The sequence below is a fragment of the Streptococcus sp. HMSC10E12 genome (assembly GCF_001807855.1).
GTDB classification, from domain to species: Bacteria; Bacillota; Bacilli; order Lactobacillales; family Streptococcaceae; genus Streptococcus; species Streptococcus salivarius.
In genome coordinates, this window is record NZ_KV791081.1 from 17051 (window position 1) to 30249 (window position 13199).

Sequence of the window (13199 nt, forward strand, 5' to 3'; positions counted from 1 at the left end):
ATTCTCCTTGCTTTTATCCAAATAGGATACCATAAACACAATATTGGCTATCGTTGTTCTGGATATTAATTTGTTTTTCAACTTCTTCTGGAAAGAGACCACAAATGGGTAGTGATTTTTTGTTGAGATGACTCGAAACCAACTGAAGATTTTGGGCAACATGTCCAGCCTCAAAGAAAGCTAAACGTTCGGAAAGTTCTCCATATTTTTTAAAAGATTCCTTAAAATCAACAACCATGAATACAGCAAAACTAATTTTTTCTGTTGAATTGCTCAATGCGTCTAATTTGTAAAGAGTCATTGGAAAGAGATTGTCCCAGACCAGATTTTCCTTGCTTTCAACTTTAATCAATTTTTTCAACTGAGAACTAATATAGTAAACACCCGGTTCCATACCTTCCACATCCTTGATAAAAAGATAAAGTTTTACTGGAAACAAAGCTCCACCAGATGGATAGTTTCTTAAAATTAATTCCTCTCCATGATAAAATCTTTTTCGTGGATTGGGTCCAACAGCTATTGTCAATAAATTAAATAGTTCTTCACGACTCCATTTCCCATCAAAAGAATTTAAAAGCGTTGAGCGTCGATTTTCAAATAATTTTCGAATCGGATCATCTGCATTATTTTCTTGATAGTAACTATACTGTTTGTTGGAATCAAAATCTGTTGGGTTGTCTTTAGGAAATTGATAGTCTTGTTTAGGACTATTGTTCATAAACCAATTGATACGATTGGTTGCAAACTTCTTTCTACGATTCTTTAATTGATCATAATCAAAGTTAGGCGTATAATACATTTCTTCATTAAGCAATACTTTTTTCATTTATGCTCCCTTCTGGCAAGTTAAATTTTTATTTTTCTGGTTATAATAACTGTATATGGCACATTCATATTCAATCGGAATTCCGAGACGGTTCGCGAACATATGCATTTGAGAAAACAGGACAGAGCGCATCATCTTGTTTCCCTTTAATTGAGAAACATTTTTTAAATACTCTACTAAAGAGTCAATAAAATTGTTCTGAATTTGTGGCTGAATAAATGAAAAGACAGTATTTATTTTTTCTTCTTTGTCCTCAAATGAGTGTTTGATAGCATTAGCAATGTCTCTTATATATTCTGCATCTTTCAAGTCATAAAGTTCATTCCAATACGAGAAACAATTGGCATAGAATTGGGGGAAATCAAAGTTTATACCACACTCTTTAATTGCTGCATTTACTTTCTCATAAATATGGACATAAAATAGCATCCGAATCATCATGTGGCAGTTCATACAACCTTCTAACATAGCTGAGACTAATTGACTAGAGCGGTAAAAAACATATTCCGCATGCTCAATTGCTTCTTTTCCCCCGTACCTCTCATTCTCTCGAACATAGGTAATCGGAACAATAGTGTTATTCTCATACCAAGGCAATTCCTCAATAGGAATTTTCTCTCCATCTAACTTATGTCCTTGATAATACTCTTCTTTTGTCAGAATGATACTCTCATCAGACAATTCCGATTCTAGGAGGTCAACGAGAGTATTGTAATAGTCATCCCGAATGGTATCTTCCCTCTTTATCCGAAAACGGATATGAGGCCCCCCTTCCCAGTATCGAATGAAAAAATAAGGGTAAAGTTGTTTTTCAGAGGCCCATTTATTTAACTTACAAATGATACGGTCATGATGAAGAAGATTATGGCAAAAGATATGGTAGGATAACCATTTGTCAGTTTCTTTCATATTATATTAAGGGAAAGGGTGAGGATAGCAACTAATCTGCTTCACTTCCTCAAGACCTCTCCTACTCCTTTCTCTATTGATACGAGATTCAGATATTCTTTCATTTTGTACACCAAAAGTTATCGGAAGAAGTCCTGGAACAATAACTTTCACAGTATAGATCCCTAATTTCTCCATTTCTTTTGAAGTCAAATTAACGACATAGATATCTTCATATTTTTTTAATACTTCATTAATTAATTTTTTCAAATAAGTCTTCGTATTAAAGGCTTTAATGTAATTTTCTGTTGATAAGTCAGTTACATGGGAAGCTTGCAGAAAATCATAAGCACCTTTGTGCTGATCACTAGAATAATAGTTGACGTGATCCTCCATCTCAATAACCTCAGTAGGAACTGTTGTTCCAAATTCAGAGTTTATATTATCATGGATTTTAATTCCAACCAAAGCTTCTAACAATGCTGACTCCGCTGCTTTATGAGGGATTGGGTTGCTCCCTGCGGCTGTATAAGAGTACATTTTATGCCCTTTCAAACTTCTTACTAAGGCCCAAAAAGAAGGGACTCCTAACTCCATTGAAATATCGTAAACTTTGACATCAAAACCGTCTCGTTGAGCACGATGAACTGTATTTAATGTATCTTCAGACAAGCCCAGAGATTCCAGTCTAACTTCATTGATTGGAATCCTACCATACCATGTCGTTAAAAAATTATCCCTCTCAATTAACTCCAATAATCCATATAGTACAGCTTCCTCAAATGATCCTCCTAAAGAAACACCATTTGAACTATCATATATGAATCGATGCTGTTTCTTTTTATCTCTAAAGAAAGAATCTCCATATACTGCTAATTGTTCAGGAACTAGTACTGTTTTCTTATCTCTAAGAGATTCCGCCTCTGTCCAATAAATCTCCAAATTATCATGGTACTGCATAAAAGGATTTTTTTCAGAAGATGGGAGAATGAAATTCTTGGGGTGAATAGCATTGTCTAAGTCTGAGAACTTAGCATAAATATCTTTATTTTGATAGGGGTAAAAAAGGGAGGAATATCTTTCAATAGCTTCTAGGAGAGCAATATTAGTAGAATCATGAAAAGATGCAGAACGACCATAACCACATTCTGTATATTTGTCTGTTACAGCATATTCAATGCCCACTCCTGGAAAATAATCTGAATCTAAATCGAAAAATTTACGATAGGCAACCGTCTTGTCTAAAAACTCTTGTGCATATTTTGACAGCTCACTCACAGTTTTTTCTCGAAAGCCAGCTGATTCACCAATAGTGACCTTTTCTAATAAAGTTCCAAGCTCCATTTTACTTTTGGTTTGAAATGTTCTTTTTTTCTTAATACAAACATAGGAGAGGGCTTGATTTTCTAGATACAGTACTCCTATCTGTCCCTTTTTAAAGACTAGCCTGTCCATAAGAGGTTTTGCTTTTTCTATCTCCAACTCGCTATTTTGGTAATTTGTTGAAAACATGCTAGCTAATACATTTTTTGTTTTAGTCCTATTGTATAAAGAAACTGTATATAAGAAATCCTCAAGAAATCCTTCCTCTTTCTTGAAAAAGAAGAGGTGATCTACTACCAAAATAGCATATTTACGTCCTTCTTCCAGACTTTCTAAATACTTTTTATTAAAAAAAGAGTCATTAGTAATTAAGTTCGTATTCATTTACTACCCCACAATAAATATCTTTGCCTTCGAGAAGATCTACTTTTAAAAACTGTCCCTTTCTACTAGGGTAATTTTCAAAATCTACTCGTACTATCCACCCCTGCTCTCTCAAGTAGGTGCGTAATAACTGTGCAGCTAATACTTTTACAATTGATTTTCCTACTGTTGTGTCGATACCATCTGAAAAAGTCGGAGATCCAAGCTGATTCATTGTTTGACTAACTTCCATCACTTTATCAAAAGTTTTTGTCATGTTTTTGGCAAAGAATTCAACTATTTTCTTACAATCATTTTTATCCAATACAGGAAGATCACCAATATTGTCCACATCCACCAATTCAAAAGTAAGAGACGGACACTTCACACGCTGACTCTTAACTAAACAAATGGAATGGTTATGTTTTAACTGATGAAAATATAAGTTCCTACTCTTTGAATTAAATTTTCTATAGTAGATTCCATCAAAAATATATTTTTCTCCATCTTCAAGTAAAATATGCATTTATTGTACCTTCTTGTTAAATAATTCTTGCATGTCAGCATAACTGTCTTCCCAGGTCATATCATAGCCTGTCTCAACCTTATCACTTACCATTTTTGTAATTTTCTGTTTTCGAAGCGGATTAACGTTTAACAACGGCATAATTTGATAAAGAACATCAACTGTATAACGATAAATCACAAAGGGTTCCGAAGCATGATGGGAAAGAAAAGCTTGATTCGTAAAGAATTTTTTGTGAAAATCTGTTATCTGACCATTCTTTCGTGATTTCTGAACAAAACTCTCTGCATCACTTAGGTTTTCATAATAAAGGTTTCCTTTTTCAAATTCATCACTAAAAAATTGATAAAGTTCTTCTACAAATTGCTTATAGAATGAACTTTTATTTTCATTCAGAAAGATTTCAATATTCTCATTGATATAACTCTGTTCTGTCTCATCTAGAAAATTAACTAAGTGATGATACCGTTTATACTTCTCCGGCGACATTGTACCCTTCAACTTCTCCAGTTGTAAGTTAAAGAATAGAATATTTGACTTCATAGATAGATAACCCATTTTTAAATTGTTATTAAAAAGTAACCCTAAATTTAAGAATAGTTTAACCAATAAAATATTTTGCTGATTTTCAGGCTCGTTGAAGAATCCTATACTTTCAAGATAGAGAATCAACTCCATCTTTTTCTTTTCCACAACCAACTCAGTCTCATAGGAATTTAACCTAACTTTATCTTGATATAGTTCTTCAACTTCTTCAAACAGAATTGTCCCATCCGGTTGAATATTTAAGTCAGCCTCCGTGTTTTCTGCAGCTGCAACACTCATGATTTGCTTCTTTAATTTCATTTCAGGAACATTAACTGGGGAATAACTTGACAGTTCTCCAACAATAAAATCTTCCATTGTCTTCAAATACTCTTTATTGAGAGAAAACAATTCAAGATGGTGACCACGCTGAATTGATTTCTTCACCCAAATTTCTTTAATTGCTTTATTATTTAAAAAACTATAAATCTTAATGATTAGACTGTTTGAAAAAGCTAAATCATTGATAAATACAGATAATTTATATACCATAATCTCCTCCTCTTTTCTCAATCATTTGTTTCAACAATTAACTCTGTAATCATATCTGTTTCTGTATCAGTACATTCTGGCAAGACCTCTTCGATTAAAATTCTATCCTTCTTCTTCACCAAACCTACAAATGCTTTAAAGCTTAAAAAAGATTCAAAATTGATGTATAGTGGTTTTGTTTTTAGTAACTCCGAGTCCTGATTATAAGACTCGAAAAAGTCTTTTACAAAGAAAGATAATGGCAACTCTTCTTCTTCAAAATACTCGATAACTTCTAACCATTTTTGACCCATTGACGTATCTTCCTGTAAAATGGTATGTAATTTTTCACAAGCAAGATACCATTTTTTTCGAGATAATATAAAATCAACTTTTTCAAAGCAAAGTCTTGGGACCACTACTTTTTCCTGAGAATGATTTTTTATTTTCTGTCTGAGTAACAATTCTCCAAAATCAAAATAAATAGAATCATTGAGAGTAATTGAATTAAAAACCGCAACTAATGAAGGGAGGGCGACTGTTATTAAACTTCCTAAGAAGTGTGGATAAATAATAGCACCCGTTGCCTTTTCGAACACTTCGATTTCCTTTGATTGTTTTGAAAGTCGAAAACCTAAATCTAACCAGTTCAATTGTTCAGAGCTGGCAAAAGCTCGTTCACCTAATGGTAAGGATAAGGTCTTATCTGTACTTTCTCGAATATTTGCATTGAAACCAAATGTCATTGGAATATCTACTAAAGCTCCATCTAATCTATAACTTTCTTGATCTGTTGGAAGATAATGATTAAACCGTCTACGGTAGACTCCATAGCCTTTATAAATATGATTAAAGACTATTTGATTACTTGGACTAACTTGTAAAAAATAAGCACGAGATTTATGGCTTTGTCCAACAAGTTTCTCTAATTGTTTCGTTGAACTATTCAACAATTCGGTTGAAATCAATAGTTCTGATCCGTCCCCCGAATCTTGACCAAGCAATTGCTCAAGAATTTCCTTCTTCAACTTCAAGAGTTGATTATCAATTTTATGCTGGTACTTTTCTCCTAAATAGCCAAATGATTCCATCCAATAGCCATCTCTTTGAAAAAGCGTAGTTGATAGATCTCGCAAAAATTTACTCATTTCTCGAGCGTTTCGAGGCTTGAATTCTCCACCATATTTTTTTCGAAGCATCTCATAGGCTAAATACTTACTGCGTGTTGAAATATCAAAAATAGAAATAAATTTTGATAGATCATTGAAACACTTCTGTTGTTCTTTTACAACTTGAACCTCTTTTTCTAAATCATTCTCAGTATTAGAAGCAAGCTTATCTATCGAAACATACGATGATTTGTCAAATCCTTCAATGCCATAATACAGAACAAGATTATGAACTTCTTCCGTCAATCGATCATATATCTCCCAAGAAAACTCTTCTTGCTCAAATGCAACTATTCTTTCGAAAATCTCAATTTCATTTGAAAACATAACCGAAGAAATACCCTTTAATTTCTGCAGAAACGCTTCTGACATACTTTGCTTACCTTCAATAGTTAATTGATCAGCTGGAAGTAAAATACAATTCTCCAACAATTTTGTAAGAAGATTTTCTTGCCCTTTTTGAGAGAGTTTATCTAAGATGTCACGTCCCGATAACTGCCCTTTTCCTTTGAAAAGCTGTAAAATCTCATTTAAGATTTTACTTTCAGGGAGTGTAACCAATTCCTGACGATTACGGTATAAACTTTTTCCTTTGATATCATTGAAAACCGTTACGTAATACTTATTCTCTTTTAAAATTAGTGTCTCATTTAGTTTGAAGTTCAAAACTGGCTGATTTTTTGGGTTTTGATAAAGCCTATCAAATATCTTTAAAATGATTGAAGAGTTCACCGACATAAAAATCTCTCTATCTAAATGAAATTCTTCTTGCCCATAAACACTTGTTGTGCCTAATAACCCCAAGGGACTTGTCTTTGTAGCAATACGAGTATAATAATTGTACAAAAAACCATCCATTTGCCGTTGCTTCTTATTATGATTTTTAACATCTGTTTTGAGTAGCTTTTCTAACTTTTGATAGAGAGTCTGCCCAATCATCTTTGTGTTCTGAACAAAATCTAGATTATCACGAAGTCCCTGTAGCATCATTTGTTTCTCATTTAAATATTGTTGATCTACCTGTGCTTCAATTCTATTATCAATCATCAAAATTTGTTCTTTCATTTTAAAATAAGAATCAAATTCTGATGCTAAATCTGGTGGAAGTAGAAATACTATTTTTTGAAATTTCTTTCCTAAATCTCCTCTATTATTGTAGAAGTCATGCGAGAACTTTAACAATTGCTTCTTATCTTTACATTCCGGACATTCCTGAATAACTTGATTTAATTGTTCAATTCCCGATTCTCGAATAGAACTCACTTGTTTTAACAAATTGAGGCGATATTTTTGATTATTTCGTATTTTTTCAAATATTTCTTTTTGAAAAAACTTAGAAAATTCGCCATTCGAAAAATTTGTTTTTCTATAATATACATTTTTAACCATTAATTCGCTCATTCTCCTTTTCTATCAATAATGTCATCACATACAAACCTCTTAATAAGCTAGCCTTCGGTGTAATAAATTCATTCGAATGAATCGGATGACCCTGACTATATGCACCAATAAAGAAATAACATGTCGGTACATCTAGCTCTTTTCCATAGAAGGCAAAATCATCACAAGAAAACAAAAATGGAGTTTTTAGAGTCTTTACTACTTTACTTTGAGATAATACTTGTTCAACCCATTCATATAGCATTGTATTATTATGTAATAAAGGATAATCCATAATAACTTCCTTTTGATATTCTAGGTTTAACTGATCTAAAAATTTCTGATGTTGCTGCTTGCAAATATCACTACTTTTTCCTCTAAACGTAATATTAAATTTTATTTCTGTAGGAGATACATTATGAGAGCCATTGGTGGAAAAGTTAGTAATTCTACACTGACAATCCAGTTCATCTAGGCTTTCTGATAGTAAAACTAATTTAGAAAATAAACTCGCTGCACTGTCCCCATGATTACTGACATGTCCACTATTCTTTAATGAAAGTTTTAAACGGCAAGTCAAACCAGCAGCTAGAATGTCTCCCTTATTGATTGATACATAATTGGGATACAAATCCGAGGTAACGTGTAAAGCATATATTCTCGATAAAGTAATCCTTTTGTCTTTCAAAAACTTACAAACTTCTTTTGCACCACCATACTTTTCTTCACTTGCTTGAAAAATGAAAAGTACATTTAGCTTTGGTTTGTTACGACAAACATAGGTGATTAATTCCAGTTGGATACTTGTATGTGCATCATGTCCACAACCATGATAGTAGGTTCCATAGAATTCATCCATTTCTACAGCATCTAATTCAGCACGAAAAGCTAAATCATAATGATGTTTTTCTTCCTTTCGCCCTACGTATTGATAAATCAATCCCATCTTACCTTCCGAAATTTTTTTTAGTTCTGGATATGGACTTAAGAAGTCTTTAATATAACACTTAGTTTTTTCTTCTGAAAAACCTGGCTCAGGTCGCCTATGTAATTGTTCATAGTGTGAAAACAACCTATCTGAAGTCATTTCTACCATTAGTCTCTCCTATTAATTTGTAACAATTTATTTACAATTACTGTGATAGTCCCTGCGATAAAAACATAAATTGTAATGACCAAGCATGCTTGTAAGAACTTTTCTGGAGTCTGATGCAATAAAACTTCATTATAATAATAGCCCGGGAAAAATTTCTGAATCGTTACAATGATATCTGGCATTTTTAATGTTGTCATGATATTTGGAGTAATATTAAGCATCATGAATAGGAAAAAGATTGGCATTGAGGCAGAAGCAAGTGTTTCATCATTAAATACTGTTCCTAATAGGAAGCCAATAACAATATAATAAAAGCCAAAGTATAGCAGGAGACTAGAAATTGACAAGTAAGACCCTGTTACATTTAATTTACCAATCAATACACCAGCTAAAGTAACTGAGAACAAAATTAAAATATTCAAGATCGTTTGTGCTAATACACTATCAAACATATAATGTGCATAAGAATAGGGCGAGATTTTATCCATAATACGGAAGTAGTCTTTGTCTTTCGATACTTTTTGACTAAAGGTGTTCAAGCCACTTCCTGCGATTCCAAACATAGCAGAAAACAATGCAATCATTCCACTATCATCTGTGTTTACAAACTTAAGTTGCTTTATAAAGAAAACGTAAAATACCACTGGGAATAAAATCGTAAAAATGATAAATCGCTTATTTTGTAAACTATTTTTTATCTGCTGAACAATTGAAATCATTATTTATCTCCTTCTACAAATGAAATACGTTTGAAAATATCTACTACTTGTTTATGACGCTTAAAGTTTTCTGGATTCCTAATACCATTTTGTTCAATTATTTTTTGTGCGTATGGACTACTGAAAACATAAGTTTGATCATTCTTATAAAACAATTGCTCCTTCGCAGCTCCACTCATAACCATCTCTTTGGGAAATTCATACAACGATTCCATAAACATATCATTTACTGAGATTTTCTCTTCGAATACACCTTCATTTAGCAACAGAATATAATCTGCAAAAGATTCAATTTGGTACAAATCGTGTGTAATTAAGAGAATTGTTTTTCCCTTTGCCTTTAATTTTTTAATCTGTTGAACAAACTTTTCTACACTATCATAATCCATACCAGCAGTAGGTTCATCCAAAATCAAAAGTTTAGGATCATGTAAGGTCGCTAATAGGAACGAAAGTTTCCGTTTTTGTCCTCCCGAAAGTGTTCCTACCTTTTGAAACTTCTCTTTCTCTAATCCCATTATTTTTAATTCTTCATCAACATTAACCTTCTTATGGAAAAATGAAGCTTGTAGCTTTATCAAATCCGAAACTGTTGTCTCTTTTGGAAAATAGTCTTCCTGAAAGACTACACCAACTTCTTTTTTTACGCTAACGTTTGAGACTACGCTACCAGAATCTTCCTTGATTAGTCTAAGTAAAATATTGATAAATGTTGTTTTCCCTGCACCGTTTTTTCCAAGCAATGTATAAACTTGACCATTCTTTAGGGACAAATCCAAACCTTTCAAGACTTCTTTTACGCCATAGTTTTTTCTTAAATTGTTAATTTCAATTAAATTCATTTTTTATCCTCTTTTAATTATAAGATTATGGGAAGGGGTGAATTGGTACTTCCTGATTACCGTCCAGATGAATCCGCTGGTGATTGATGTACTGATTTGCATAACCAAAATTCATATCTTGCATACCAGGAACAAACACTTTCACCTCGCATAACCCAATTTCCTTCAAACCTTTTGGGGTATTATCTACGATATAAAAATTCCCAAATAGCTTATTCGTAAACTCCAATAGATCTGAATAGTAGGAATCTAACTCGATAGAGTAGTCATCTTTTATTTCAAAATCGATAACCTCTACACCTTTCAAAAAATTAAACTGTATACTTCTATCCTCAATTGAATAATAAATTGCATGATCTGCCACAGTTTTAACATCTTGAGCTTGCATTTGTCGCCCATTTTCTTTAATATGTTCGACGTCTTCATCATAAATATAAAGTGCAAAATATAGCTCTTTTAATGCAGAAATAATTGCCGTCTTTCCAAAAAGATGAGCACCTGCTGTTGAATAAGTCGCAAACTTGCTACCATTTTTTCCTCTAGCGATGGTCCAATAAATGCTTATCACCTTGCTAGAAAGCATTTGATAAATCGAGACCTCATACCCTAAGTTTTTAATCATACTTAAATAATGGTGAATATCTTCATCTAGAATGCTATCTTGATTTATTTCTTGAGGTGGCTGTTTCTCGTACCAATGAACAAGAAAATGATCTCGTTCGTACATTTCAAAAAGTGAAAAAATAACCGCTTCTTTATAGCTATTTCCAATTGCATGTCCATTTGAACTCATATTCATTAATTTTTTACTTTCAGGAGTTCTCTCTGTTTTATAAATGATAAAATCTTCAGGTATTAAAGCATAGTCATTACTTTGGTAATTGTAAGCTGGCAACCAGAAAAATTTATTCGTACTAGCCACCTCTTCTTTCTCAAGTTCAAGAAAATAATCGTTAGGATTTAGGAAATCGATTGACTTCCCTCTCAAGTCTTCTATGGAGAACCAATATCGTTTCTGCCCCTTGGAGGTAATGCCACTATAACGTTCCATCGCTTCTAGAAATGCCTTAGCTTTTGCTCTTTTATAGCTTTTATCAATACCAATTCCCGAAATAATCTCATTATTAGAAAGTGAGTATTGTAGTTCAACCGTTACACCATTATCTAGTAGAGTTGTTAACTCTCTATTGAAAATCCCAGTATCAGAATTACCCAATTGAATATAAGCAGAATAATCTCCCAACTTTTCTCTCAAAGAGGATGCCTGGCAACGACTATTTCCTGTAGCCAAGATCTCTTCTACACTTTCTCTATTAGAAATACAGGTGTCACAATTAGCAATTCGAAAGAATTGACACTTTGAAATTTTCCAATCCTCAATTATAAAATAATCAAATAAAGGAGGCTGCGATTTGACCTGTATCAGGTTAGATATTACGTAAAGAAATTTTTCTTCAAATAAATTGTTATCCTCTATTTCAATCGTGTCGCCATCTCTTCCAATTGAATCATCTATTTTAAATTTCCTCCGATGTTCTAAGAAACAGATGCTACAATTTTTTTCTTTCTTATGAAATACGGGACTTACAATCAGTTTGTCTTCATCCCAGAAAATGATTATCCCTTCTTCTACTCTGTTTGAGTAAAAATAATCCAGTTCTCCAAAATATAACCTCATCCCTTGGTAGACTAGCTCTATTGGCTGTGTTTCACAAGATTTTGACAGTATTACTTTTACGTATTGCTGAATATTCATAGATTCTCCTTCTTAGCAAGTACAAGACCCAAGAATTTCGATAAACTATCTTGACAAAATATAGGAGTACTAGAGGCACCATGTTTCATCAAATAATCCTCAAGGCATTCGCCTCTATTTCTCCCTATGCCTACGTATCTATAACTTAGTTTAGACTCCATTATTTTTTTGACTGCTTTAAAAACAAGATCCTCCATGTTGGTATCATCAAAACTATATTTTTCTTTTTCATTAGTAAAAATTTCTAAGTGACATGTTCCTTGACGATTGATGATATCAAATGAGTCTATTAAACTCTCAAAATATATATTTTTCAAAATATTAATATCTAGAAGACGATTAATAGTTGGTGTTTTAAATATAGTGTCTGCTTGGTCCAGCACGTGATAAATAGAAATTCCTTCTTCTAATTGATGAATCATTTGCTTTCCATCTGTTTTAAGGTAGAACGTTCCTTTCAAATTTCCTAGAAACTGCAAATTTTGTCTCAGTAAAGACTCTTCTTCCTCAGAAAGTAATCTTATAGCTGGGAAAAAGCGTTTTAAGGAAGTTTCGGCTTCCTTGGGAAGTCGAAAGATTTGTTCCCCAATCTTAAACATGGTGAGTGATTTTGAAAACTCTTGCTTTAATCCAAAAATTTCATTTATATTTGAAATAACTAGTTGTAGAACTTCATCCTTAGATAGCTTTTTAGGTAAAGCAATCCTACATCTTTTTCCAAAATATGATAGCAGCATACTGTCCTCTTGGATGACATATTTTAAATTTCTCATCTGTTCTTATTCCTCTATGACTATGAAAACAAATATAATTGTTCAAAATTAAAGAACATTATATATATTTCTGTTTATCTATCGCACGTCCATCTTCCTATTTTTTTCAAAACTTGATGAGCATAAGGTTATTCCATACGTAATAATTACCACTTGATACATCTGTTAATGGAATTCCTTCTATATCATCTAACTCCAAAATGTCGATTTCAAACTCTTCTTGTAAATTTTTTCGATCTTCAACTTATTACTCCTTTCATTCTATCTGGGGTCATTTATTAGCTCTCCTAACTGACACGATTATTATACTTCAACCACAGCATCATTTTTACAATTATCACAAGAGGTCTTAAATTAATCACTTTTTGCTTATCTAAGTTTTATTTTTACCGATTCTGATAAATTATTGTTCGATAACGACAAAAAAGGGTTAAAACATTTAGTTTTGATACAATAACACCATAAAAAATAAGAGAATAAAA

Annotated in this window: 11 protein-coding genes; all 11 read right to left on the reverse strand. The window is 32.5% G+C overall.

Annotated features, from left to right (window positions below):
* Nucleotides 1-13 precede the first annotated feature (13 nt).
* From HMPREF3112_RS01315 to HMPREF3112_RS01365, 11 genes are read right to left on the reverse strand one after another with little or no spacing between them, the layout of a single operon-like run.
* Nucleotides 14-826 (reverse strand): SagB/ThcOx family dehydrogenase, encoded by an 813-nt coding sequence (locus HMPREF3112_RS01315; RefSeq protein ID WP_070437591.1) that lies wholly within the window; start codon nucleotides 824-826, stop codon nucleotides 14-16.
* Nucleotides 827-1735 (reverse strand): thiopeptide-type bacteriocin biosynthesis protein, encoded by a 909-nt coding sequence (locus tag HMPREF3112_RS01320; protein ID WP_070437594.1) that lies wholly within the window; start codon nucleotides 1733-1735, stop codon nucleotides 827-829.
* Between the two features lie 6 nt (nucleotides 1736-1741).
* The gene (locus HMPREF3112_RS01325) at nucleotides 1742-3421 is read right to left on the reverse strand and encodes a YcaO-like family protein (protein ID WP_070437597.1); all 1680 of its coding nucleotides are present in this window, start codon (nucleotides 3419-3421) and stop codon (nucleotides 1742-1744) included.
* Nucleotides 3399-3926, reverse strand: a complete 528-nt coding sequence (locus HMPREF3112_RS01330; protein ID WP_070437600.1) for a hypothetical protein — start codon at nucleotides 3924-3926, stop codon at nucleotides 3399-3401. Before HMPREF3112_RS01330 ends, HMPREF3112_RS01325 begins: the two co-directional genes overlap by 23 nt.
* Complete coding sequence (locus tag HMPREF3112_RS01335; protein ID WP_070437603.1) at nucleotides 3927-5003, reverse strand: hypothetical protein; 1077 nt, start codon at nucleotides 5001-5003, stop codon at nucleotides 3927-3929.
* Between the two features lie 17 nt (nucleotides 5004-5020).
* A complete protein-coding gene (locus tag HMPREF3112_RS01340; RefSeq protein WP_256262641.1) occupies nucleotides 5021-7552 on the reverse strand; it encodes a lantibiotic dehydratase in 2532 nt (843 codons plus the stop codon).
* Complete coding sequence (locus HMPREF3112_RS01345; RefSeq protein WP_070437608.1) at nucleotides 7533-8627, reverse strand: M20/M25/M40 family metallo-hydrolase; 1095 nt, start codon at nucleotides 8625-8627, stop codon at nucleotides 7533-7535. Before HMPREF3112_RS01345 ends, HMPREF3112_RS01340 begins: the two co-directional genes overlap by 20 nt.
* On the reverse strand, nucleotides 8627-9346 hold the full coding sequence (locus tag HMPREF3112_RS01350) for an ABC transporter permease (RefSeq protein WP_070437611.1): 720 nt from the start codon (nucleotides 9344-9346) through the stop codon (nucleotides 8627-8629). The genes HMPREF3112_RS01345 and HMPREF3112_RS01350 overlap by 1 nt, the downstream gene beginning before the upstream one ends.
* Nucleotides 9346-10188: an ABC transporter ATP-binding protein gene (locus HMPREF3112_RS01355; RefSeq protein ID WP_070437614.1), complete on the reverse strand. Its 843-nt coding sequence runs from the start codon at nucleotides 10186-10188 to the stop codon at nucleotides 9346-9348. Before HMPREF3112_RS01355 ends, HMPREF3112_RS01350 begins: the two co-directional genes overlap by 1 nt.
* Nucleotides 10189-10213: 25 nt before the next feature.
* Nucleotides 10214-11944, reverse strand: a complete 1731-nt coding sequence (locus tag HMPREF3112_RS01360; protein ID WP_070437619.1) for a YcaO-like family protein — start codon at nucleotides 11942-11944, stop codon at nucleotides 10214-10216.
* The gene (locus tag HMPREF3112_RS01365; protein WP_070437622.1) at nucleotides 11941-12717 is read right to left on the reverse strand and encodes a hypothetical protein; all 777 of its coding nucleotides are present in this window, start codon (nucleotides 12715-12717) and stop codon (nucleotides 11941-11943) included. The genes HMPREF3112_RS01360 and HMPREF3112_RS01365 overlap by 4 nt, the downstream gene beginning before the upstream one ends.
* Nucleotides 12718-13199 lie beyond the last annotated feature (482 nt).